The organism is Streptomyces durmitorensis (genome assembly GCF_023498005.1).
In the GTDB taxonomy this organism is placed as follows: domain Bacteria; phylum Actinomycetota; class Actinomycetes; order Streptomycetales; family Streptomycetaceae; genus Streptomyces; species Streptomyces durmitorensis.
In genome coordinates, this window is record NZ_CP097289.1 from 1,892,563 (window position 1) to 1,916,131 (window position 23,569).

The 23,569-nt window shown below is 70.9% G+C and carries 16 protein-coding genes and 1 pseudogene; 13 read left to right on the forward strand and 4 right to left on the reverse strand.

What is annotated here, in order from left to right; all coding sequences use genetic code 11:
• Positions 1–5 precede the first annotated feature (5 nt).
• From M4V62_RS08685 to M4V62_RS08715, 7 genes and pseudogenes are all read left to right on the forward strand, one after another.
• Positions 6–1,928, forward strand: coding sequence for a molybdopterin oxidoreductase family protein (locus M4V62_RS08685; protein ID WP_249586658.1), 1,923 nt, complete (start codon positions 6–8; stop codon positions 1,926–1,928).
• Positions 1,929–1,936: 8 nt separating this feature from the next.
• Positions 1,937–4,000 carry an NADH-ubiquinone oxidoreductase-F iron-sulfur binding region domain-containing protein gene (locus tag M4V62_RS08690; protein ID WP_249586659.1) on the forward strand — a complete coding sequence of 688 codons (2,064 nt, stop codon included), beginning with the start codon at positions 1,937–1,939 and terminating at the stop codon, positions 3,998–4,000.
• Complete coding sequence (locus M4V62_RS08695; protein ID WP_249586660.1) at positions 3,997–4,857, forward strand: 2Fe-2S iron-sulfur cluster-binding protein; 861 nt, start codon at positions 3,997–3,999, stop codon at positions 4,855–4,857. The genes M4V62_RS08690 and M4V62_RS08695 overlap by 4 nt, the downstream gene beginning before the upstream one ends.
• 5 nt (positions 4,858–4,862) lie before the next feature.
• Entirely contained in the window at positions 4,863–5,726 is an 864-nt protein-coding gene (gene fdhD, locus M4V62_RS08700; RefSeq protein WP_249586661.1) for a formate dehydrogenase accessory sulfurtransferase FdhD, read from the forward strand.
• A 144-nt stretch (positions 5,727–5,870) separates the two neighbouring features.
• A pseudogene (locus tag M4V62_RS08705) lies at positions 5,871–6,512 on the forward strand (quinone oxidoreductase family protein); the annotation flags it as partial.
• Positions 6,513–6,682: 170 nt separating this feature from the next.
• Positions 6,683–8,581 carry a sialidase family protein gene (locus tag M4V62_RS08710; protein WP_249586662.1) on the forward strand — a complete coding sequence of 633 codons (1,899 nt, stop codon included), beginning with the start codon at positions 6,683–6,685 and terminating at the stop codon, positions 8,579–8,581.
• Positions 8,582–8,591: 10 nt separating this feature from the next.
• A complete protein-coding gene (locus M4V62_RS08715; RefSeq protein ID WP_249586663.1) occupies positions 8,592–9,848 on the forward strand; it encodes a DUF5005 domain-containing protein in 1,257 nt (418 codons plus the stop codon).
• On the opposite strand, the gene M4V62_RS08720 is transcribed toward M4V62_RS08715, so the two are convergent.
• The gene (locus M4V62_RS08720; protein ID WP_249592743.1) at positions 9,784–10,797 is read right to left on the reverse strand and encodes a bile acid:sodium symporter family protein; all 1,014 of its coding nucleotides are present in this window, start codon (positions 10,795–10,797) and stop codon (positions 9,784–9,786) included. The genes M4V62_RS08715 and M4V62_RS08720 overlap by 65 nt on opposite strands.
• Positions 10,798–10,941: 144 nt before the next feature.
• Here M4V62_RS08720 and M4V62_RS08725 point away from each other — a divergent pair, with 144 nt between their 5' ends.
• Positions 10,942–11,817, forward strand: a complete 876-nt coding sequence (locus M4V62_RS08725; protein ID WP_249586664.1) for a LysR substrate-binding domain-containing protein — start codon at positions 10,942–10,944, stop codon at positions 11,815–11,817.
• A 6-nt stretch (positions 11,818–11,823) separates the two neighbouring features.
• On the opposite strand, the gene M4V62_RS08730 is transcribed toward M4V62_RS08725, so the two are convergent.
• A complete protein-coding gene (locus M4V62_RS08730) occupies positions 11,824–12,834 on the reverse strand; it encodes an Lrp/AsnC family transcriptional regulator (protein ID WP_249586665.1) in 1,011 nt (336 codons plus the stop codon).
• Positions 12,835–12,954: 120 nt separating this feature from the next.
• Between M4V62_RS08730 and M4V62_RS08735 the strand changes: the two genes are divergently transcribed.
• The 5 genes from M4V62_RS08735 to M4V62_RS08755 all read left to right on the forward strand — a co-directional run bounded on the left by M4V62_RS08735 (position 12,955) and on the right by M4V62_RS08755 (position 21,386).
• Positions 12,955–14,448 carry an MFS transporter gene (locus M4V62_RS08735; RefSeq protein ID WP_249586666.1) on the forward strand — a complete coding sequence of 498 codons (1,494 nt, stop codon included), beginning with the start codon at positions 12,955–12,957 and terminating at the stop codon, positions 14,446–14,448.
• A 204-nt stretch (positions 14,449–14,652) separates the two neighbouring features.
• Positions 14,653–16,476 (forward strand): AMP-dependent synthetase/ligase, encoded by a 1,824-nt coding sequence (locus M4V62_RS08740; RefSeq protein ID WP_249586667.1) that lies wholly within the window; start codon positions 14,653–14,655, stop codon positions 16,474–16,476.
• Between the two features lie 111 nt (positions 16,477–16,587).
• Complete coding sequence (locus M4V62_RS08745) at positions 16,588–17,853, forward strand: ABC transporter substrate-binding protein (protein ID WP_249586668.1); 1,266 nt, start codon at positions 16,588–16,590, stop codon at positions 17,851–17,853.
• 15 nt (positions 17,854–17,868) lie between these two features.
• Positions 17,869–20,613, forward strand: a complete 2,745-nt coding sequence (locus tag M4V62_RS08750; RefSeq protein ID WP_249586669.1) for an ABC transporter permease subunit — start codon at positions 17,869–17,871, stop codon at positions 20,611–20,613.
• A complete protein-coding gene (locus tag M4V62_RS08755) occupies positions 20,610–21,386 on the forward strand; it encodes an ABC transporter ATP-binding protein (protein WP_249586670.1) in 777 nt (258 codons plus the stop codon). The genes M4V62_RS08750 and M4V62_RS08755 overlap by 4 nt, the downstream gene beginning before the upstream one ends.
• 10 nt (positions 21,387–21,396) lie before the next feature.
• Here M4V62_RS08755 and M4V62_RS08760 read toward each other — a convergent pair whose 3' ends face one another.
• Both M4V62_RS08760 and M4V62_RS08765 read right to left on the reverse strand, forming a co-directional pair.
• Entirely contained in the window at positions 21,397–22,530 is a 1,134-nt protein-coding gene (locus M4V62_RS08760; protein ID WP_249586671.1) for a PQQ-dependent sugar dehydrogenase, read from the reverse strand.
• A 3-nt stretch (positions 22,531–22,533) separates the two neighbouring features.
• Positions 22,534–23,562, reverse strand: a complete 1,029-nt coding sequence (locus tag M4V62_RS08765) for a chitinase (RefSeq protein WP_249586672.1) — start codon at positions 23,560–23,562, stop codon at positions 22,534–22,536.
• Positions 23,563–23,569 lie beyond the last annotated feature (7 nt).

The window sequence follows — 23,569 nt, forward strand, 5'->3', positions numbered from 1 at the left end:
GCGGCATGAGCAGGAAACGGGACCGGGTGCCCAAGACGTACGCCCGGCTCACCCACCCCCTCGTTCGCGACTCGCGCGACGAGCCGCTGCGCCGGGCCACCTGGGAGGAAGCCCTGACCCGGACGGCGGCGGGCCTCCAAGCCGCACGCGGCGCGTTCGGGATGTTCTCCTGCGCCCGCGCGACCAACGAAATGAACTACGTGGCGCAGAAGTTCGCCCGCGTGGTGATGGGCACGAACAACGTCGACTCCTGCAACCGCACCTGCCACGCCCCGAGCGTCGCGGGCCTCTCCGCCGCCTTCGGCTCGGGCGGCGGCACCTCGTCCTACGAGGAGGTCGAGCACACCGACCTGATCGTGATGTGGGGCTCCAACGCCCGCTTCGCGCACCCGATCTTCTTCCAGCACGTCCTGAAGGGGATCAGGAACGGCGCCCGCATGTACGCGGTCGACCCGCGCCGCACCAAGACCGCCGAATGGGCGGAGAGCTGGCTCGGCCTGAACGTCGGCACGGACATCCCGATGGCGCACGCGATCGGCCGCGAGATCATCCACGCGGGCCTGGCCAACCGCGCGTTCATCGAGCGGGCCACGTCAGGCTTCGCGGAGTACGCGGCCCTGGTCGAGCCCTGGACGCTCTCGCTCGCCGAGAAGGTGACGGGCGTACCGGCCGCCGCCATCAAGGAGTTGGCGCACGCCTACGCCCGGGCCGAACGGGCCCAGCTGTGCTGGACGCTCGGCATCACCGAGCACCACAACGGTACGGACAACGTCCGCGCGCTGATCAACCTCTCGCTCCTGACCGGGCACGTGGGGCGCTACGGCTCGGGCCTCCAGCCGCTGCGCGGCCAGAACAACGTGCAGGGCGGCGGCGACATGGGCGCGATCCCCAACCGCCTGCCCGGCTTCCAGGACATCCTCGATCCGCAGTCGCGGCTGAAGTTCGAGACGGCGTGGGACACAGTCATCGAGCCGCGCTACGGGCTGAATCTGACGGAGATGTTCGAGGCGATGGAGGAGGGCGAGCTCAAGGCCGTCTACTGCATCGGCGAGAACCCCGCGCAGTCGGAGGCGGACAGCGAGCAGGCGATGCGGCGGATGCGGGCCCTGGACTTCTTCGTCGTCCAGGACATCTTCCTCACGAAGACCGCCGAGCTGGCCGATGTGGTGCTCCCGGCGACCGCCGCCTGGGCGGAGACCGACGGCACGACGACCAACAGCGAGCGGCGCGTGCAGCGGGTGCGCAAGGCGCTGCGGCCGCCCGGCGAGGCGCGCGAGGACATCGACATCCTCTGCGATCTGGCCGAACGGATGGGCCACGACTGGAAGTACGCGGATGCGCAGGCCGTCTGGGACGAGTTGCGCTCGGTGTCACCGGACCACTGGGGCATGACGTACGACCGTCTTGAGTCCTTGCAGGGCATCCAGTGGCCCTGCCCTTCGGAGGACCGGGTCGAACCGACGTACCTGCACGGCAGGTTGTGGGACGCGGACCCCGCGCGGCGCGGCACGCTCGCGCCCTTCGGGCTCGTGGCGCACGACCCGCCGGTCGACCTCACGGACGACTCCTATCCGATCCGGCTGACGACGGGGCGGCGGCTCGACTCCTACAACACCGGTGTGCAGAGCGGGAGCTTCGCCTCGCCGCTGCGGCGCGGTGAGTACGTCGAGCTGTGCCCGGAGGACGCCGAGCGGTACGGGGTCGTGGTGGGCGAGGAGGTCCGTGTGTCGTCGCGGCGCGGGACGGTGACGGCCCCTGTCTGGGTGGACCCCGGACTCCGCCCCGGTCTGGCCTTCATGACCATGCACTTTCCCGACGAGGTCGACACCAACCAGCTCACGATCGAGGCCAATTGCCCGATCGCGGGCACGGCGGAGTTCAAGGCATCGGCTGTACGAATCGACAAGCTGACCATGTCGGCGACGTGAGGTGACGTATGGATCTGCACTTCGGTGACAGCAAGCCGACGGACGAGGAGCGGGCGGCCGTCGACGCGGTGCTCGGACCGCCGGAGTCCGCCTGGGAGGGGGCCGACGACCGCAGCGACGCGGATCTGCGGTGGGCCAGGGGAGGCCGTGCGGCGCGGGAGCGGCGGGATGAGCTGTTGCCGGGGTTGCACGCGCTCAACGACCGCGTGGGGTGGGTGAGCGAGGGGGGTCTGGACTACCTCTGCCGGCGGCTGATGGTGCCGCCGGCGGAGGGGTACGGGGTGGCCACGTTCTACTCGATGTTCTCGGTGCGGCCGCGGCCGGCGACGGTGGTGCGGGTCTGCACGGACCTTGCGTGTGGGGGTGGGGCGGAGCTGTGCGGGGCCGTGGGGGCACGGCTGGGTCCGGAGTCGGGTGTTGCTGTCGAGGCCAGCCCATGCCTGGGCTTGTGCGAGCGCGCTCCGGCTGCGCTGGTGGTCCGGGCCGGTGCGCCTGCGGCGCTTCTTTCCCCAACCCCGCCCCTTCCCGAAAACCCGCTGGCGCGGGGGCCTGGTGTTACCGCCCATCGCCTTGACGGCTCGTCCTCAAACGCCGGACAGGCTGAAAGATCACGGCCGGGCGAGGGGGTTTCAGCCCGTCCGGCGTTTGAGGACGAACTCGGCGGAGCCGGTGATCGACGGCAACCCCAGGCGGCAGAGCCGGGGGATTCGGGTAGGGGCGGGAGCGGGGAGAAAACCTACGTCACCGCAACCCTCGCCCCCGCCGCACCGGACACCCTCACCCAAGCCGCCCTCGCCCCGGAGACCGCCCCCGCCGAGCCCCCGGCGGAACTCGCCGTCCCCCAAGCAGGCCAAGAAGGCCTCCTGCTGCTCAGCAGGATCGGCAAGGTGGACCCCTCCTCCCTGGACGACTACCGCGCGCACGGCGGCTACACCGCCCTCCGCACCGCCTTCGACATCGGCCCCGCCGCCGTCATCCGCGAAGTCACCGACTCCGGCCTCCTCGGCCGAGGAGGCGCCGCCTTCCCCACGGGAAGGAAGTGGCAGGCCACCGCCTCGCAGCCGGACCACCCCCACTACCTCGTCTGCAACGCCGACGAGTCCGAGCCCGGCACCTTCAAGGACCGGGTGATCATGGAGGGCGACCCGTACTCGCTCATCGAGTCGATGACCATCGCGGGGTACGCGACCGGCGCCCACCTCGGCTACCTCTATCTCCGCGGCGAGTACCCCCGAGCCCTGGAGCGCCTGGACCACGCCATCGCCCAGGCACGCGCGCGTGGACTCCTCGGGGACGACGTCCTCGGGCAGGGGTACGCCTTCGACATCGAGATCCGGCGCGGCGCGGGCGCCTACATCTGCGGAGAGGAGACCGCCCTCTTCAATTCCATCGAGGGGTATCGAGGAGAGCCGCGCTCCAAGCCGCCCTTCCCGGTCGAGAAGGGGCTCTTCGGGAAGCCCACGGCCGAGAACAACGTCGAGACCCTCGTCAATGTGCTGCCCATCCTCACCATGGGCGCGGAGGCGTACGCCGCCATCGGGACCGACAAATCCACTGGGCCCAAGCTCTTCTGCGTCTCCGGCAGCGTCGAGCGCCCCGGCATCTACGAGCTCCCCTTCGGCGCCACCCTCGGCGAGCTCCTCACCCTCTCCGGGATGCCGGACAACCTCCGCGCGGTCCTCCTGGGCGGCGCCGCCGGAGGCTTCGTACGGCCCGACGAGCTCGACATCCCGCTCACCTTCGAGGGGACGAGGGACGCGGGCACCACCCTCGGCTCCGGGGTGGTCCTAGCCCTGGACGACACCGTGCCACTCCCCCGCGTCCTGCTCCGTATCGCCGAGTTCTTCCGCGACGAGTCCTGCGGGCAGTGCGTGCCCTGCCGGGTCGGCACCGTCCGGCAGGAGGAGGCCCTGCACCGCATCGTCGAGCGGACGGGGGCGGATGCCGCCGCAGACATCGACCTCCTGCGCGAGGTGGGGCGGACCATGCGGGACGCCTCCATCTGCGGGCTCGGCCAGACCGCGTGGAACGCCGTGGAATCCGCCATCGACCGCCTGGGGGCGTACAAGTGACCGCCGTACCGCTGGGAATCCCGCGCCGTCTCGTCGAGTTCACCCTGGACGGGCAGGACGCCAGAGTGCCCGAAGGGTCGACCATCCTGGACGCCTGCCGGGCCGCGGGCAAGGACGTACCGACCCTCTGCGAGGGCGACACGCTCACCCCCAAGAACGCCTGCCGGGTGTGTGTCGTCGAGGTCGAGGGCGCCCGGACCCTCGCCCCCGCCTGCTCGCGCAGGGCCGAGCCGGGCATGACCGTCCTCACCGACACCGAGCGCACCCGGCACAGCCGGAAGGTGGTGCTCGAACTGCTCGCCTCGTCCGTCGACATGTCGACCACGCCGAAGGTCGCGGGCTGGCTCAAGGAGTACGACGCCAAGCCCGACCGGTTCGGCCCGGATGCCGCCCGCCTGAACGAGGAGCCCAGGGTCGACAACGACCTCTACGTGCGCGACTACGACAAGTGCATCCTCTGCTACAAGTGCGTCGACGCCTGCGGTGACCAGTGGCAGAACACGTTCGCCATCTCCGTGGTGGGCCGCGGCTTCGACGCCCGGATCGCCGTCGAGCACGACGGGCCGCTGACCGACTCCGCGTGCGTGTACTGCGGGAACTGCATCGAGGTCTGCCCGACCGGGGCCCTCAGCTTCAAGTCCGAGTTCGACATGCGGGCCGCGGGAACCTGGGACGAGGAGCGGCAGACCGAGACGACGACGGTGTGCGCGTACTGCGGAGTCGGCTGCAATCTGACCCTGCACGTGCAGGACAATGACATCGTGAAGGTCACCTCACCGCACGACAATCCGGTGACCCACGGCAACCTCTGCATCAAGGGCCGCTTCGGCTACCAGCACGTACAGAACCGGGACTGATCGACATGGGACGAGTCACGGAGCGCCGCCGCGTCATCCGCATCAGGGACGGGGCCGTCACCGAGCGGCCGGACACGCTGGTCGCGGAGGAGCCGCTGGAGATCCGGCTCAACGGAAAGCCGCTCGCGATCACCATGCGCACGCCGGGCGACGACTTCGCGCTCGCCGCGGGGTTCCTCGTGAGCGAGGGGGTGCTCGGCTCGGCGGACGAGCTCCAGTCCATCGTCTACTGCGCAGGGGCCACGGCGGACGGCTCGAACACGTACAACGTGGTCGACGTGAAGACCGCCCCTGGGCTCGTCCTGCCCGACATCAATCTCGAACGCAACGTCTACACCACCTCGTCCTGCGGCCTGTGCGGCAAGGCGAGCCTGGACGCCGTCCGTACGACGGCCCGCTGGGCGATCGACGACACGGACGGCGGCAGTACTCCCCCGGTCCGGCTCGGGACCGAGCTGCTCGCGTGCCTTCCCGACCGGCTGCGTGCGGCGCAGCGGGTCTTCGACCGGACCGGGGGCCTGCACGGGGCCGCGCTCTTCTCGGAGGACGGCGAACTCCTCGACATAAGGGAGGACGTGGGCCGGCACAACGCGGTCGACAAGCTCGTCGGGCGTGCGCTCCAGGACGGCCGTCTGCCGCTGTCACGTGCCGTCCTTCTCGTGTCGGGGCGTGCCTCCTTCGAGCTGGCGCAGAAGGCGGTGATGGCGGGCATTCCGGTGCTCGCGGCCGTCTCCGCGCCGTCGTCCCTCGCCGTCGATCTGGCCGCCGAGACGGGCCTGACCCTGGTCGGCTTCCTGCGCGGCTCCTCCATGAACGTGTACGCGGGCGAGCACCGGGTCGCCATGCGGGCCACGGCCTCCCAGGGCTGACCGGCCGCTCCCCGCTGCACGGCGGCGGGACCCCGGCCGGCGGGGAGCGCCCCCTGCGCCGGCGGGGTCCCACCCGCCGCTCGCGCTATGCCTCGGTGCCCGAGATCCGGGTGAGCAGGTCCAGGAACTGCCGCCGCTCGGCGGCTGGCCTCACCCGTCCCGGACGGGGCGAGCGCCGTCGACGCGGTCGCCCTCGTCCGCAGCGGACTCGTCGCGTACGGCGCGCTCGATGCCGCCCGGCCCGCGCAGGGCGAGGCGGCGCTGGTCACCGCGGCGGCCAGTGGAGTCGGACATCTCGCCCTGCAACTGGCCAAGTTGAGGGGTGCGTCGCGGGTCGTGGGGGCCGTGTCGGGAAACCGGGCAGGGTCCACCAAGGCGGAGTTCCTGCGCTCGCTCGGCGCCGACGAGGTCGTCACGTACGACGAAGAGACGTGGGGCGAGCCCGTCGACTACGCCCTCGACGCGGTCGGCGGCGAGCTGCTCACGCCCGCCGTGCGGGCACTGGCGCCGCACGGGCGGCTCGTCGCGTACAGCTCGGGCGGCGGCACCGTCCAGGCGTACGACCTGCTGGTGGGCGCCAAGTCGGTCATCGGCTTCCAGATGGGGCTCGTCGCACGCGAAAGGCCCGAGGTGTACGAGACGTGGCGGCGCGAGCTGTGGCGGCTCTTCGCGGCGGGCGCGCTGCGCCCCGCCGTGCACGCGGAGTTCGCGCTGAAGGACGCGGCGAAGGCGCATGCGGTGATCGAGGAGCGGAGCAGCCTCGGGAAGGTCGTCCTGATGCCCTGACCGCACGGCCCGCCGGGTCCGCCGCCGGGTCCGGTCCCCTGACCAGGGCGCGTCCATTCGTGGCACGCACGCTTCTTGTGGGGTGTCGCGCCGCCCAAGTAGCGTCTGTGGCGCGAACGTTGGACGTGGGATGTCAGGATGTCCAGTCACCTGGAAGGGTGGGCCGCGCCATGCCATCAGCTCTCCGTGTACGCCTCAGATCGCTGCGCACCGCCACGGCCGCACTGACCGTCGTAGCCGTCGGGGCGCTGCTCCCCGGGCCCACGGCCCAGGCGGCGCCGGACACGCGCGCGACGGGGTTCGAGCAGCAGGTGCTCTTCAAGGCCTCGCAGGATCCCGGGTACGCCTGCTACCGCATCCCCGCCGTGGTGAAGACGGTCAAGGGCACGCTCCTCGCCTTCGCCGAGGGACGCGTGAACGACTGCAGCGACGCGGGCGACATAGACATCGTGGTCAAGCGCTCGCACGACGGCGGGCGCACCTGGAGTCCGCTCCAGGTCGTCAACGAAGGCGCGGGCGACACGCACGGCAATCCCGCCCCGATCGTGGACCGCAGGACGGGCCGCATCCTCCTCGCGGAGACGTACAACACGGGCCGCACGGACGGCGGGAACTGCGCCGTCCCCTGCGACCGCACCCCGCACCTCCAGTACAGCGACGACGACGGCCGCAGTTGGTCGGCGCCGCGCGACCTGAGCGACCAGATCCTGCCGGACGACTGGAACTCCTGGTACGCGACAGGACCCGTGCACGGCCTCCAGCTGACCCGCGGCCGGCACGCGGGGCGGCTCGTCTTCACCGTCAACACCGAGACCTGGAACGGCAGTCGGGTCACCGCGAACCACGCGGCGCTGATCGTCAGCGACGACGGCGGCGACAACTGGAGGATCGGCGCCAAGGACTCGTACCCGATAGCGGACGACGGCACGTTCCGGCAGAAGCCGTCGGAGATGACCATCACGGAGCGCCCGGACGGCGCCCTCTACGTCAGCGGGCGCGAGCAGGACGGCACCGACCTGGGGCACCGCACCCACACGGTCAGCCGCGACGGGGGTGATTCCTTCGTCGCGCCGTTCAAGGCCATTCCCGATCTCTACACGCCCCAAGTGCAGGGATCCACGCTCCAGTTCGGCAAGCGGATGCTGCTCGCCTGCCCCGGTGACCCCGACCGCCGCCGCACGATGCAGATCCGCTCCTCCTACGACGGCGGGCGCACCTGGGACAGCGTGGACCGCGGCACGACGGTGACCACGGACTGGTCCGGCTACTCGGACATGGTGCGGGCCGACGGCGAGCACGTGGGCCTGATGTACGAGGGCGGGGCGGTCGACGCCCGCGACGAGATCCGCTTCGCGCGCTTCACCGAGGACTGGCTGAAGCCGCGCCGCGGCCCGGACCCGACGACCGGCGACCGCGCGCCGCGGGCCAAGGCGGCGGCCGTGCTCGGCGGGGCGTCCACGACCGAGGGGCGCTTCGGCAGGGCCATCGCCTTCGACGGCACGGACGACGCCGTACGGCTGCCGTACCGCAGTCAACTCCCGCTAGGAAGAAAGGACTTCACGGCATCCCTGTGGTTCCGCTACTCCGCGACCAGCGGTGAACAGCCCCTCCTGTGGATGGGCGGCATCGGCACCAACCAGCCGCAGGTGTGGCTGCGCGGCGAGCCGGCGAGCAACCGCGTCACAGGCCTGATCACCACTCGCGACGGCTCCAGCGCCCCGAAGTCCGCTTCCGTGCGCACCACCGGCGCCTACAACGACGGCCAGTGGCACCACATCGCGCTGCGCAGGGGCCAAGGACAGCTCACCCTCTCCGTCGACGGCACCCGGATCACCACCGCCGACGTCCCTGGCACCGTCACCCGCACCTCGGGGTACGGCTTCCACGTCGGCCAACGGGTCGACAGCCGCGCCCACTTCACGGGGTCCATCGACGAAGTGCGCGTCTACGACCGCGCCTTGAGCGACGCCGAGCTGACCGAGCTCGGACGGGACGGCGGAGCCGAGGCGCCTGTGACGCGGGACACCGTCGCGTGGCTCCCCATGGACCACATCCGCGCGAGCAACTAACGTCCCGCACGTGCCCGCCGACCAAGGTCCACGCGGGGGACGGAGCGCGCGCAGGACCTGGATCGTCCTGCTGCTCGCCCTGGCCTGCGCGGCCGTGCTGCTCATCGCCCTCCCGGAGGACCGGGAGGGCGGTGACGCATGCGAGGCGCGCACCGTCTCGTCCTGGGCCGCCGACGACAAGGTCACCGGCGCGTTCGCCCGCTACGGCGACGACACCGCGCGGGCCGACGACTGGACCGGCGGGGACGGCACGCATTCGGTGCGCCTCCCGGACGGGCGGCTCCTCTGGCTGTTCTCCGACACGTTCCTCGGCCAGGTGCACGCGCCGCCCAACCCGGCAGGCCAGCCCCACACCTGGCGGGACGCGACCGCGCCCATGGTCCGCAACTCGGGTGTGGTGATGTCGCGTTCGGGCACCTTGCAGCGCACCCTGCCCGCCCCGCTCTTCCCCGACCCGGCGGCCCAGCAGTGGCGCTGGCCGGTCGCGGCGAAGGTGGAGCCGCGCTCCCCCGGCTCGTCCGACAAAGTCGTACGCGTCCTGCTGTGGTCCCGCGCCACCGGGACGGGCCCCTGGATCTACGGCGTCCCGAACGCCACCGAGGTCGCCACGCTCTCCCTGCCCGATCTGCGCGTCGAAAGCATCGTCAAGGTCTCCGACCAGAGCGGTGTGCCGGACCCCGAGAAGCGTGTCCTGTACGGCACGACGACGGTCGACGACGGCGACTGGACGTACGTCTTCGGCGGCAACGACGCGCAGGCCGCCGCCCGCCCCGCCTCGCACGCCTACGTGGCACGCGTCCCCAAGGGCAGGCTCGCCGAGTCCGGCGCGTGGCGGTACTGGGACGGCGAGGACTGGACGGAGTCCGGCAAGCCGCGGGCCGTCCTCGGCGACGGCGAACGCAAGGGGGTGGGCAGCGCGTTCACGGTGGTGCGCGTGAAGGGGACGTACGTCCTGTTCACGATGGCCGCGGGCACCGAGGGCCTGACCACCGTGACCTCCTACTGGGCGTGCTCGCCCACCGGCCCCTGGCACGGCCCCGCCAAGGGCTTCGCGCCGCCGCTGCCGAAGGACGGCTCGGCCGAGCAGGACATGGCCGCGTACAACCCCCAGGCCCATCCCGCGCTCAGCGGGAACGGACGGCTGCTGCTCAGCTACGACGTCAACTGGCTGGACGCGGCGCCCGCGAGCGCGCAGGCGAACGTCAGCCGGAACGTGTCCCTGTACCGACCGCGGTTCGTGTCTCTTCGGATCGCGACGGCTCGCTGACGAAGTCCTCGACGTCGCGGGAGCGGCGCTTCGCGATCACCGCACAGACCATCAGCTGCATCTGGTGGAAGAGCATCAGCGGCAGGACGGCGAGCGAGGCCTGGGCCCCGAACAGGACGCTCGCCATGGGCAGTCCGGCCGCGAGGGACTTCTTCGACCCGGCGAACTGGATGGCGATGCGGTCCCCGCGGTCGAAGCCCATCTTCTTGGCCCCGTACCAGGTCAAGGCGAGCATCGCGGCAAGGAGCACCGCCTCCACACCGAGCAGCGCGCCGAGGCGCAGCGGCGTCACCTGGTGCCAGATGCCCTGCACCATGCCCTCGCTGAACGCGGTGTAGACGACGAGCAGGATCGAGCCGCGGTCGACGAAGCCGAGCACCTTCTTGTTCCGTGCGATGAAGCCGCCGATCCAGCGGCGCAGGAACTGTCCGGCCAGGAACGGCACGAGAAGCTGCAGCACGATCTTCATGACCGAGTCCGCGGAGAAGCCGCCCCCGCTGTTGCCGAGCAGGGCGGCCGCGAGGAGCGGCGTCAGGACGATGCCGGCGAGCGAGGAGAAGGAGCCCGCGCAGATCGCCGCGGGGACGTTGCCGCGCGCCATGGAGGTGAAGGCGATCGACGACTGGATCGTGGAGGGCACGAGCGTCAGGAAGAGGAACCCGCTGTAGAGGGCGGGCGTCAGGACGTACGGGACGAGTCCCTTGGCCGCGAGCCCGAGCAGCGGGAAGACGAGGAACGTACAGGCGAGGACGGTGAGATGGAGCCGCCAGTGCTTGAGCCCGTCGAGCGCCTCCCGGGTGGAGAGCCGCGCCCCGTAGAGGAAGAAGAGGAATGCGACGGCCCCGGTGGAGGCCCCGCCCGCGATGTCGGCGCCGACGCCGCGCGCGGGCAGCAGCGCGGCGAGGCCCACCGTGCCGAGCAACGCCAGGATGTAGGGGTCGATCGGCATCCAGGTGGGCCAGCTCGGGCGTTTCACTTCGCTCCATCGGTTTCGGTTCGCATCGTGCCCTCTTGATGATCCTCCTGATCACCGCGATCGGGAATCCCGGATACCGCTCTGACTGTCATCACGTTTCGCGATAACGTGGTGTCCATGTACGACCCCGCCCAGCTCCGTACGTTCCTCGCGGTGGCCCAGACGTTGAGCTTCACGCAGGCCGCCCGGCGCCTGGGTCTTCGCCAGTCCACGGTGAGCCAGCACGTGCGCCGCCTGGAGGACGCCACCGGACGCCAGCTCTTCGCGCGCGACACGCACTCCGTGGAGCTGACGGAGAACGGCGAGGCAATGCTCGGCTTCGCGCGGCGGATCCTGGAGGTGCACGAGCAGGCGTCAGCGTTCTTCACCGGGACGCGGCTCGGCGGGCGGCTGCGGTTCGGGGCCTCGGAGGACTTCGTCCTGACCCGGCTCACCGACATCCTCGAGTCGTTCCGGCACGACCACCCGGACGTCGACCTGGAGCTGACGGTCGAGCTGTCCGGCACGCTGCACGAGAGCCTGGACGCGGGCAAGCTCGATCTGGTCCTGGCCAAGCGGCGCCCCGAGGACCCGCGCGGCGAGCTGGTCTGGCACGACGAGCTGGTCTGGATCGGCGCCGAGCGGCTGCGGCTCGACCCCGATGAGCCGGTGCCGCTGGTCGTGTTCCCGCCGCCGGGCATCAGCCGCGCGCTGGCCCTTGAGGCCCTGGAGCGGCGCGGCCGCGCCTGGCGGATCGCCTGCACGAGCGGCAGCCTGAACGGCCTGGTCGCCGCCGCCCGCGCGGGACTCGGCGTGATGGCGCACTCCCACGGCCTGATCCCGCCGGGCCTGGTCCGCGTCCCGGAGCGTGCGGGCCTTCCGGAGCTCGGCGCGGTCGACTTCGTGCTCCTGCACGGCGAGCGGCGGGCCTCGGCGCAGGGCGCGGCAGACGCGCTCGCCGCCTCGATCCTGGCGGGCGGCGACCGCCTGCACCGGCGGCGTCAGAGGGGATAGGTCCGGTCAGCGGGGATAGGGCCGGTACGTGAGCTGCTTGACGCGGCGCATGAACGGCGCGGTCTCGACGTGCTGGACGCCGTCGAGCTGACCCAGCTTTCCGCTGAGGTAGGCGTAGAGCGCCGGAATGTCGCGGGCCACGGCCGTCGCCATGATGTTGGAGGGGCCCGCCACGGCGGTGGCGTGGGCGATCTCGGCATGCGACGCGAGCGCGTTGCCCACCGACTCCATGGCCCAGGGAGCGGTGGTGATCCAGAGCATCGCGCCCACGTGCATGTCGATGAGGGCGTTGGCGTACTCGATGTCGATGTAGATGGCCCCGGAGGCGAGCAGCGCGCCGAAGCGGCGCTTGACGGCCGACTCCGAACGCCCGGTGGCCTGCTGGAGCTCGGGGTAGGTCGCGCGGCCGTCCTGTTCGAGGGCGGCGACGAGCGGCTCGTCCTCCGGCTCGATGCGCTGGGGCACGTCGGTGCGGACGGCGGGCGCGGGCCGTGCGGGGCGCAGGGCCGCGATCTGCTCGTCGTCGAGCGGCCCGTGCTTCATCAGCCAGCCGTCCGGGCCGCCGAAGAAGCGGTGCAGCATCTGCTGGGCGCGGATGTCGACGATGTGCGGGGTGCGCGGGAGCTTGGCGAGCAGCAGCTCGTCCTGGTCGGTGCGGGTGCGCGGCCGGGTGCAGCAGACGACTTCGGTGCCGCCGGACGTGAGGCCGATCCACGAGGTGTCGGGGCGGCGCGCCAGGGCGGTGGCGATGGCGTCGGCGCCTTCGGGGGCGCAGCGAAGCCGCAGCATCCACTGGTCCTGGCCGAGCTTCTCGTGGTCCCGGACGGCGACGATCCGCAGGCTGCCGTCGGCGACCAGCCTGCGGTAGCGGCGGGCGACGGTCTGGTCGGAGACGCCGAGGACGGCGGCGATCTTGCTGAAGGGCGCACGCCCGTCGATCTCCAGGGCCTGGAGGAGCTGGACGTCGAGCGAGTTCTGCATGGCCGTGGTGGGGGATTCCGTTGCCGCACTGCCCATTGCTGTCGGATTCCTTCGATCTTTCGTGACTGGTGACCTGGATCGTCCGGGCGGACTCCATCGTACGAGGCACGCACACACGGCGTACACGTCGTACACATCGCACGAGGAGAGTTGACAATGCGTACATGGGGGCCGCTCACAGCGGTATGCCTGGGGACGTTCATGCTGCTGCTGGACGTGACCATCGTGGTCGTGGCACTGCCCGACATGGCGACGGCGCTGGACGCCTCGCTGAGCGATCTGCAATGGGTGATCGACGGCTACGCGCTCGCGCTGGCCGCGCTGCTGCTCGGGGTCGGGGCCGCGGCGGACGTGCTCGGCCGGCGGCGGCTCAACGTGGCGGGCACCGCGCTCTTCGCGCTCGCCTCGCTGGGCTGCGGGCTCGCCACGAACGCGGAGGTCCTGGTGGCCGCCCGCGCCCTGCAAGGGCTCGGCGCCGCCGCGATGTTCGCGACAACCCTGCCGCTGCTCGGCGCCGCCTACCAGGGGCGGGACCGGTCGGTGGCGCTCGGCGTCTGGGGCGCGGTCAGCGGGGCCGCCGCGGCGATGGGACCGATCGTCGGCGGGCTGCTCACCGAAGGGCCCGGCTGGCGGTGGATCTTCTTCGTGAACCTTCCGGTGAGCGTCGCGTCGATGTGGCTGACGCTGCGCGTGGTGCCGGAGTCGAAGGGCCAGGCGGGCCGGCGGGTCGACTGGGCGGGCACGGTGACGTTCGCGCTCTTCGCGGGCGCGCTGACCTACGGAGTGGTGCGGGCGGGTTCGGAGGGCTGGGCGTCGGCGCCCACCGTGGTGACCCTTACGGTCGCGGCGCTCTCGCTCGCCGCCTTCGTGGCCGTCGAACGCCGCGTCGCCCACCCGCTCCTGGACCTGAGGCTCCTGCGCATGCCCGCCTTCACGGGCGTACTGGTCGGCGCGATCGGCTACAACGCGGCCGCGTTCGGCCTGATGCCCTACCTCTCGATCTGGCTGCAGACCGTGCTCGGCATGAGCCCGGTGACCGGCAGCCTCGTCATGCTGCCGCTCGCGGCGACCTCGTTCGTCGTGGCCGCGATCGGCGGGCGGCTGCTGCACGGGGTGCCCGCGCGGCTGACCATCGGCGTGGGTCTGCTCCTGATCGGTGGCGGCGGGATCGCGCTCACCGTGCTCGACGCCGGGTCGTCCTGGGGTGCGCTCGTCCCCGGGCTCACGCTCGCGGGCATCGGCACGGGGCTGGTCTCGCCGGCCCTGGGGGGCGCGGCCCTCGCGGCGGTGCCGCCGGCGAACTCGGGGATGGCGGGCGGCGCGGTCAACACGTTCCGGCAGCTCGGGTACGCGCTCGGGGTCGCCGTCTTCGGCACGGTGCTGACCTCGCGCATGCAGGACACGCTCGGCCATGACGCGGCTCACACCGTCGCGGGCGGCGGTGCGGCGGCCCTGCGTGGCACGCTTTCCGATCATGCTGTGCGGACGGCGTTCGCCTCCGGCCTGAACGCGGCGGCGGTCGTCGCGGGCGTGGTGGGTCTGGTGGCGGGAGTGGCGGTTCTCGCCATGGTCCGGTCCGCCCGCACGGCACCGGAAGCGAAGGTTCCGGCACCCGCCGAACGCGTCCTCGAAGGACAGTCACAGCCGTAACCGCTGCGTACAGATTCGGTGGAGATTACGCCACCGAAACTTACTCAACCGTAAGTAATCTGTCCCACCCCTCCCCTTGTGGCCGGATTTAACCGGCTGACCAGCGTGGACGGTACGTACCGAGGGGTCGGTCACCCCTCTCCCGCAGGGCACTGCGGTGGGGTACCGTCACCGGCGCTGTGCGGAGCGCCACAAGGAGCATCATTGCGCGAGTTCACGAACCCTCCGATGGCGTCGGCGCCGCTGGTGGGCGGCCTTGCCGACGTCGTGTTCGACCATGCCCTTGAGGATCCGCTCCACATCGCCTTCGGGCGCAAGACCGATGACGTGTGGCGCGACGTCACATCGGCGGAGTTCCGCGACCAGGTGATGTCGCTCGCCAAGGGGTTGCTCGCGCAGGGTGTCCGCTTCGGCGACCGCGTCGCCATCATGTGCCGCACGCGCTACGAGTGGACGCTCTTCGACTACGCGCTCTGGACGGTCGGCGCCCAGGTGGTGCCCGTCTACCCCACGTCGTCGGCCGAGCAGGTCTTCTGGATGCTGCACGACGCGCAGGTGTCGGCCGCCATGGTCGAGCACGAGGACCACGCGATGACGATCGGCTCGGTGATCGACCGGCTGCCACAGCTGCGCAGGCTGTGGCAGCTGGACGCCGACGCCGTGGACGAGCTGAACCGCGCGGGCCAGGACGTCGACGACGAGGTGGTCAACCGCCACCGCCGCGCCGTCACCCCGGACTCGATCGCCACGATCATCTACACCTCGGGCACCACAGGACGCCCCAAGGGCTGCCTGATCTCCCACGCGAACTTCATGTTCGAGGCGGAGACGGTCATCCGGCGCTGGGAGCCGGTGTTCCACTCACGGCGCGGCGACGAGGCGACCACCTTGCTCTTCCTGCCCCTCGCGCACGTCTTCGGGCGGATGGTGCAGGTCGCCGCGGTCCGTGGCCGGGTCAAGCTGGGCCACCAGCCGAGCCTGAACGCGGCGGCGCTCATCCCGGACCTCGCGGCGTTCCGGCCCTCCTTCATCCTGGCCGTGCCGTACATCTTCGAGAAGGTCTTCAACGCCGCGCGGCGCAAGGCCGAGAAGGACGGCAAGACCGGTCCGTTCGACAAGGCCGTGGAGTGCGCCGTGCGGTACGCCGACGCGATGGAGGCCAAGGCCTTCGGCACCGGACCCGGACCTTCGGCGGCCCTGCGCATGCAGCACTCGCTCTTCGAGAAGCTCGTCTACGCCAAGGTGCGCGACGCGATGGGCGGCCGTGTCCGGCACGCGATGTCCGGCGGCTCCGGGATGGACCGGCGCCTCGGCCTGTTCTTCTCGGGCGCGGGCGTCGAGATCTACGAGGGGTACGGCCTGACGGAGTCGACCGCGGCCGCCACCGCCAACCCGCCCGAGCGCACCCGCTACGGCACGGTCGGCCAGGCCATCCCCGGCACCACCGTGTACATCGCGGAGGACGGCGAGGTGTGGCTGAACGGTGGCAACGTCTTCCAGGGCTACCTCAACGACCCCAAGGCCACCGACGCGACCCTGCACGAGGGCTGGCTCGCCACCGGCGACCTGGGGGCGCTCGACGAGGACGGCTACCTCACGATCACCGGGCGCAAGAAGGAGATCCTGGTGACGTCCGGCGGCAAGAGCGTCTCGCCGGGGCAACTGGAGGAGCGGGTGCGCGACCATCCGCTGGTCGCGCAGTGCATCGTCGTGGGCAACGACCGGCCCTACATCGCGGCGCTCGTCACGCTGGACGGCGAGGCCGTCGAGCACTGGCTGAACATGCGCCGCAAGCCTCCGATGTCCCCCACCGACCTGGTGCGCGACCCTGATCTGGAGACCGAGGTGCGGCGGGCCGTGGTGGCCGCCAACACCCTTGTCTCGCAGGCCGAGTCGATCCGTACGTTCCGGATACTGGCTCACCAGTTCTCCGAGGAGCACGGGCTCCTGACTCCCTCGCTGAAACTCAAGCGCAAGGCGATCGAGACGGCCTACTCGGCCGAGGTGGAGGCCCTTTACCGGGCGTAACGGACCCTCCAGAGTTTCTGACGGTTCATCAATTCCCGATGCGTCAGTTCTTGACGGTTCATCAGGTCACGCACAGAATCAGCCCCACTTCGACTTCAGGGGGCTCGACCCGTGTCGCGATCGATCCGCACCATCACCGTCACCGTGGCCGCACTGCTGCTCGCCACCGCCTGCAACTCCGCCTCCAACAGCAGTGGTTCGAGCGGCGGCGACGACAAGGCAGGCGGCTCCGTACGCGGCGTGAGCGCCGACTCCATCAAGGTCGGCGGCATCGTCTCCATGACGACCGCGAGCGGCTACAGCAAGAAGGACACCGACCTCGGCGCCAAGGCCCGCTTCGACCGCGTGAACGCCGAAGGCGGCGTACACGGACGGAAGATCGACTACCTGGGCGCGGAGGACGACGGCCAGGACCCGGGCAAGAACCTCGCCGCGGCGCGCAAACTCGTCCAGCAGGACAAGGTGTTCGCCATCTCGCCGATGAGCTCGGTCACCTTCTCCGGCGCCGACTTCCTGCAGAAGCAGAAGGTCCCGACCTTCGGCTGGGGCACCATCCCGCCCTTCTGCGGCCCGAGTTACATGTACGGCTACGGCGGCTGCATGGTCCCGATGCCGGGCGGCACCATCACGCAGAGCTGGCCAGAGGGCCTGAAGAAGGTGACGGGCGGCTCGAAGGGCAAGTCCGTGGCCATCCTCGCCAACGACAACGACGCGGGCACCTTCGCCATCCGCACCTACAAGCAGAGCTTCGCGGCGGCCGGTTACAAGGTGACGTACGCCAAGTCGACCGTGCCCGCGACCTCCGTGCCGAGCGACTGGTCGGCGTACACCAAGGAGATCCTGCGCTCGGACGGCGGCAAGGCGCCGGACGTGGTCGTCTCCGTGATGCAGACCCCGTACAACATCGGCCTGTTCACGGCCGTCAAGCGCTCCGGCTTCAAGGGCGTGATCACGGACCCGACCGACTACGACCCGGGTCTCCTCGCCAAGAGCGCGACGAAGAAGGCGCTCGACGGCGTGCACATCCTGCTCGCCTTCCAGCCGTTCGAGCAGAACACCGCGGCGATGAAGCAGTTCAAGGCGGACATCAGGAAGGCGGCGGGCAAGGACGTCCCGCTCAACATGCACATGATGACCGGCTACATGTCGGCCGACCTCTTCCTCTCGATCGCCGACAAGGCGGGCAAGAACTTGACCGTCGACTCCTTCCAGCAGGCGGCGAACGGCTTCTCCGACAAGGACACGATGGTCGGCGACCGCAGCCTGCCCAAGGGGCAGAAGGAGTCGTTCGGCTGCGGCGCGCTGGTGCAGCTGAAGGACGGAAAGTACTCGGTGTCCTCGCCCTTCACCTGCTACGACCCCATCCCCTTCAAGTAGAAGGGCGGGGCATCCATGTCCGACCTGCTGGGATTCGTGCTGAGCGGTCTCGTCTCCGGCGCCCTGTACGCGCTGCTCGCGACGGGCCTCGTCCTGTCCTACTCCGCCTCCGGTCTCTTCAACTTCGCGCACGGCGCGACCGCCTACCTCTGCGCGCTCGCCTTCTACGAACTCCACTCCGGCTTCGGCTGGCCCGCCGTGCCGACGGCCCTCCTTCTCGTCTGTGTCGTGGCGCCCGCGCTCGGCTGGGGCCTTGACCGGCTGATGTTCCGCAAGCTGGCGAGGGTGGGCGAGACCGCGCAGATCGTGGCGACGATCGGGCTGCTCGTCGCGCTGCCCGCGCTGGGTCTGTGGGTGGTGGAGCTCTTGGCGGACGCGGGAGCGTCCGTCAAACCGGCCGAGAACCAGTTCGGACTGCCGGGCGTCGGGCCGAGCCCGGCGACGTCCTGGCAGCTGATGGACGGCGTCGGCATCGACTCCGACCAGCTGATCACATGGGTCGCGACAGCCGTGGTCGCCGTCGGCCTGTGGATCCTGATGCGGCACACGCCGCTGGGGCTGCGGCTGCGGGCCGCGGTGGACAACCGCTCGCTGGTGGAGCTGCGGGGCATGAGCGCGGACCGGCTCTCGTCGGTGGCGTGGATGCTGTCGTCGGGCCTCGCGGGGTTGGCCGGTGTGCTGGCGACTCCCTTGCTGGGCCTGTCCTCGCACGACTTCACGCTGTTCCTGTTCGTGTCGGCCACGGCCGCGGTGCTCGGACGCTTCATGTCCATTCCGCTGGCGTTCGCGGGCGGGCTCGGTCTCGGCGTGCTGCAGAACCTGGTCGCCGGGTACGCCGATTTCGCGGAGAAGATCACCGGGTTCCGTACGGCGGTTCCGTTCCTGATCCTCTTCGCCGGGCTGCTCCTCATGACGCGGCGGCAGCGGACGGCGGGCACGGCGGCGGTGGACGCGCCGCCGATCGACTATCTCGCGGGGAAGTCGTGGATGCGCAGGTGGGGGCCGTGGGCCTCGGGGGGCGTCCTGCTCGCGCTGTCCTTCTACACGGTCACCACGCCCTTCTGGAGCGGGATCCTCGCGCAGGGCCTCGCGATCTCGCTGGTCTTCATCTCCTTCACCGTGGTGACGGGCCTCGGCGCGATGGTGTCCTTGGCGCAGGCCACGTTCGTGACGGGCGCGGCGCTCGTGGCGGGCCTGCTGATGAGCCACGGGTGGCCGTTCATCGCGGCGGCCCTGGTCGGGACCTGCGGGGCCGCGGTGCTCGGCGCCCTCGTCGCGCTGCCTGCGCTGCGTCTCGGCGGCCGGTCACTGGCCCTCGCCACGCTCGCCCTGGCCTTCCTCGCCGATCAAGTCCTCTTCCAGATGGGGTGGTTGAGGAACGGCGACACCGGGTGGGAGATCCCGCGCGCCGTCTTCGGCCCCGTCGATCTGAGCGACGACCGCGCGATGGGTGTGGCGATGGTCGTCCTGGTGACGGTGGCCGTGGCCGCGCTCAGCGCGCTGCGGGGGTCGGCGACGGGGCGGGCGATGCTGGCGGTGCGGTCCGCTCCTGCGGCGGCGATGGCCTCCGGGGTGTCGGTGGTGCGGACGAAGCTGCTGCTTTTCACGTTGTCGGCGGGGCTCGCGGGGTTCGGCGGCGTGATGTACGCGTCGTTCAACACGCGGATCACCGCCACGGACTTCACCGCGATGACGGGGCTCGTGTGGCTGGCGGTCGTGGTGGCCGCGGGGGTGCGCAGGCCGCAGTTCGCGGTGGTGGCGGGGCTGGTCTTCGCCATCGTGCCGCACCTGGTCGCCGACTACGTGACGGAGTCCGTGCAGCTGCCGGTGATCCTGTTCGGGTTGGCGGGGCTTGCGCTGGCCAATGATCCGGACGGGTACTGTGCGGCGGTTTCGGTGCGGATGCATCGCAGGCGGGCGGGGGCTACTCAGCCCGTCCGGCGTTTGAGGACGAACTCGGCGAAGCCGGTGATGACGGCATCCAAGGCCCCCGCGCCGAGCGGGTTTTCGGGAAGGGGCGGGCTTGGGGAAGAGAACCCGCCCTCCCTCGCCCTGCGTGACGTCCACGCCGGGTACGACGGCGCCCCCGTCCTCCACGGAGTGACCCTCACCGTCCACCCCGGCGAGATAGTCGCCCTGCTCGGACCGAACGGCGCGGGCAAGTCCACGACCTGCAAGGCCGCGGCCGGGCTCCTCGCCCCCACCCGGGGGCGGATCCACGTCGCGGGGGCCGACGCCACACACCGCGGCCCCGTCCACCGCTCCCGAGCGGGCATCGTCCTCGCCCCCGAGGGCCGCGGAATCTTCCCCTCCCTCACCATCGAGGAGAACCTCACCCTGCACCTCCCGGAGGGGGACGCCCGCGACGCCGTCTACGAACGCTTCCCCGGCCTCGCAGCACGGCGCAAGGTCACCGCCGGCTCCCTCTCCGGAGGGGAACAGCAGATGCTCGCCCTCGCGCCCCTCCTCCAGCGCCCGCCGAAGGTGCTGATCGCGGACGAGCCGTCCCTCGGTCTCGCACCGCGCGTGGTCGAGGAGGTGTTCCGTCTCCTCGCCGAACTGCGCGACGCCGGAACGGGGTTGCTCCTGGTGGAGGAGAAGGCCGCCGAGATCCTGGGCATCGCCGACACCGTCGCCTACCTCGCCCAGGGCCGGATCTCCTGGTGCGGCCCGCGCTCCGAGGTCCGGGCGGACCAGCTGACCGAGGCCTATCTGGGCATAGCCGCGCAGGGGCACACCGAAGGAGTGGCACGGCCATGAGCGAGCGCATCCTCGACGCCTCCGGCATCGGCGTCCGCTTCGGCGGCATTCACGCCCTCACGGACGTGGACCTGAGCCTGCGCCCCGGCGAGGTCTGCGGCCTCATCGGCCCCAACGGGGCAGGAAAGACAACCCTGTTCGACGTCGTCTCCGGCATCCGCCGCCCCGACCAGGGCCGCGTCCTGCTCGACGGCGTCGACGTCACACGCCGCTCCCCCGTCTGGCGCGCCCGCCACGGCATGCGCCGCACCTTCCAGCGCCAGCAGCTCTTCGGGCAGCTCACGGTGACCGACAATCTGCTCGTCGCGCAGGAGTGGCGTGGCGGCGGTGGCGGGTTCGGCGCCGATCTGCTCGCCTCGCCCACCCGGCGTACGCACGAACGGGACAGAAGGTCCCGCGCGTCAACCGTCTTGCGGGAGTGCGGACTTGAGGAACTCGCCGACGACTACGCGGGCGCGCTGCCTATCGGCCGGGCCCGCATGGTGGAACTGGCACGCGCGGTGGCGGACCCGCCCAGGGTGCTGCTCCTGGACGAGCCCGCCTCCGGGATGACGGCCGACGAGCGAGGCCAGCTGTCGGCCGTCGTCCGGCACCTCGCGGACGAGGAGGACTGCGCCGTGCTCCTCGTGGAGCACAACGTCGCCTTCGTGATGGAGCTCTGCGCCCGCGTGGTGGTCCTCGACCTCGGCCATGTCCTGGCCGAGGGCACGGCGGCCGAGGTACGGGCGGACCCGAAGGTGCGGGACGCGTACCTCGGGACCACCGCGGCCTAGGACCGCGTCGCTAGCTGATCGTCACGCGGAATATCTGGTCCGAACCGTCGGGCTGCCCGCCGTTGTTGTCGGCGTTGGTGGTCGAGAGCCACAGCTGGTCGGCGCCCGGCACGGCCGTGACCGCGCGCAGCCGCCCGTACTCGCCGACGAAGTACGCCTTCGCCGTCCCGACGTCCTCGTTGTCGGCGTTGATCGGTATGCGCCAGAGCCGCTCGCCCTTCAACGCCGCCATGTAGACGGCGCCGTCGACGACGGCGACGCCGCTCGGCGAGGCCTCGGCGACGCCCCAGGTCTTCTTGGGGTTGGTCATGCCGGAGACGTCACAGGTGCCTTCGCAGGTGGGCCAGCCGTAGTTCTTCCCGGGTTTGATGAGGTTCAGCTCGTCCTTCGCGCTCTGGCCCAACTCCGCTTCCCACAGCCTTCCTTGGGTATCGAAGGCGATGCCCTGCGGGTTGCGGTGCCCCATGCTGTAGGCGTAGTTGCCGAAGGGGTTGCCGGGTGCCGCTCCACCGTCCTTGGTGAGGCGCAGGATCTTGCCGTTCAGGGAGTTCTTGTCCTGCGCGAGCGCGCCGTCCTGGGCGTCGCCGGTGGTGGCGTAGAGGTAGCCGTCGGGGCCGAAGGCCAGGCGGCCCCCGTTGTGGTACTTGTTCTTCTTGATCCCCTTGAGCAGCACCTTGTAGTCGGTCAGCTCCGTCCCGTCGTACGTCATGCGCGCGATGCGATTGCCCTCGGACGAGGTGTGCATGACGTACACGTGGTGGTTCGTGGCCCAGTCCGGGTCGACGGCCACCCCCATCAGGCCGCCTTCTCCGCCGGTGGTCTGCGACTCGGGCACCGTGCCGATCTGCTTCTTGTCCTTGCCGTCCGCCGAGACCAGCCGGACGCGGAAGTCGTCGCGCTCGGTGACCAGGGCGGACTTGCCGTCGGGCGTCCAGGACGTGCCCCAGGGGATCGTCCAGCCGGTGGATATCGTCGCAATGTCGGTCGGTTCGCCGACCGCCGCCCTCGGCCGGTCCGCGGCTCCCGGCAGGTCCGCCGCTCCCGGCCGGTCCGGAGCCGCGGACGCCGACGTGACGTACTGGGTGAGCCCGACGACCAGGGCCGCTGCGCCGAGCACGGCCGCCCTCTTCTTGCTGCTGTCCATGTCTCAACCCCCGTACTGCGCGACGATTTTGGTGAAGTCGTACGGAGCCTGCGACACGCCGCTGCACGAGTCCCCGGCGCTCCCGCCGGACGAGCAGTCGCGGTCGCGGTTGACGGCCCAGAAGGAGAACCGCGCGATGTGGTGCTGCTGCGCGTAGGCGAGGATCTTCTTGAAGTCGTTCGTCGTGACGGTCTCGCCCGCCACGTCCGTCTTGCCGTTCATCGAGGAGACGCCGATGCGCTTGTACGCGTCGGCGTCGCTGTAGCCGTAGGCGCTCTTGACCGCGCTCTTCAGGCCTTCGAGCGCGCTGACCGAGGCATCACCCATGGAGCCGCTGTGGCTGCCGAAGTCGAACGGCATGATCACCCAGGCGTCGTTGTCGAGACCGGCGGCGGCGCCGCGCTTGATGAGGTCCTTGCCGGTGGCGTCGGGACCGCTCGGGGTCGTCCCCATGGTGATGTAGGTGACGATCCCCGGGTTCTTCTGCTTCACGATCTTCAAGGCGTCGACGACGCGCTGGCGCACGGTCGCGTTGCTGAACTCGGTGTCCTCGATGTCGATGTCGAACGCCTTGAGCCTGTAGGCGTCGATGACCTTCTGGTACGCCCCGGCGAGCGCGGTGGCACTGGTGCACTTCTCGCCGAGCTTGGCGCCGCTCCAGCCGCCGACGGAGACGACGATGTCTCCGCCGGCGCCGCGTATGGACTTGATGGCGGACTCGTCGGAGCCGCCCTTCAGTGGGCGGCTGCCGTCCCAGGCAGGGTTGCAGCCGCCGTCGGACAGGATGAAGGCGAGCGTGAACCACTTGACGCCGGTCGCGGCCATCACGTCGGTGGGCTTCTGCGGGCTGCCCCAGCCGAGGTACTCGTACGGGGCGGCGTGGATGGTGCCGGCCGCCTTGGCCGTCACGTCCTTGGCGCTGTCCTCCGGGGGTGCGGCCGAGGACTGTGCGGCCAGGGTGAGGGACGCCGTCGTCGCGAGGACGCCGGCCGCGGCGAGCGCGGTGGCCGTTCTGCGGGGGGTGTGAGACATGGGGGGT

Excerpts from the sequence above, each read along its gene's own strand:
- M4V62_RS08685 (WP_249586658.1), top strand. The coding sequence starts at position 6 with ATGAGCAGGAAACGGGACCGGGTGCCCAAGACGTACGCCCGGCTCACC.
- M4V62_RS08690 (WP_249586659.1), top strand. The coding sequence starts at position 1,937 with ATGGATCTGCACTTCGGTGACAGCAAGCCGACGGACGAGGAGCGGGCG.
- fdhD (WP_249586661.1), top strand. The coding sequence starts at position 4,863 with ATGGGACGAGTCACGGAGCGCCGCCGCGTCATCCGCATCAGGGACGGG.
- M4V62_RS08710 (WP_249586662.1), top strand. The coding sequence starts at position 6,683 with ATGCCATCAGCTCTCCGTGTACGCCTCAGATCGCTGCGCACCGCCACG.
- M4V62_RS08720 (WP_249592743.1), bottom strand. The coding sequence starts at position 10,797 with ATGCCGATCGACCCCTACATCCTGGCGTTGCTCGGCACGGTGGGCCTC.
- M4V62_RS08725 (WP_249586664.1), top strand. The coding sequence starts at position 10,942 with ATGTACGACCCCGCCCAGCTCCGTACGTTCCTCGCGGTGGCCCAGACG.
- M4V62_RS08730 (WP_249586665.1), bottom strand. The coding sequence starts at position 12,834 with ATGGGCAGTGCGGCAACGGAATCCCCCACCACGGCCATGCAGAACTCG.
- M4V62_RS08735 (WP_249586666.1), top strand. The coding sequence starts at position 12,955 with ATGCGTACATGGGGGCCGCTCACAGCGGTATGCCTGGGGACGTTCATG.
- M4V62_RS08750 (WP_249586669.1), top strand. The coding sequence starts at position 17,869 with ATGTCCGACCTGCTGGGATTCGTGCTGAGCGGTCTCGTCTCCGGCGCC.
- M4V62_RS08755 (WP_249586670.1), top strand. The coding sequence starts at position 20,610 with ATGAGCGAGCGCATCCTCGACGCCTCCGGCATCGGCGTCCGCTTCGGC.
- M4V62_RS08760 (WP_249586671.1), bottom strand. The coding sequence starts at position 22,530 with ATGGACAGCAGCAAGAAGAGGGCGGCCGTGCTCGGCGCAGCGGCCCTG.
- M4V62_RS08765 (WP_249586672.1), bottom strand. The coding sequence starts at position 23,562 with ATGTCTCACACCCCCCGCAGAACGGCCACCGCGCTCGCCGCGGCCGGC.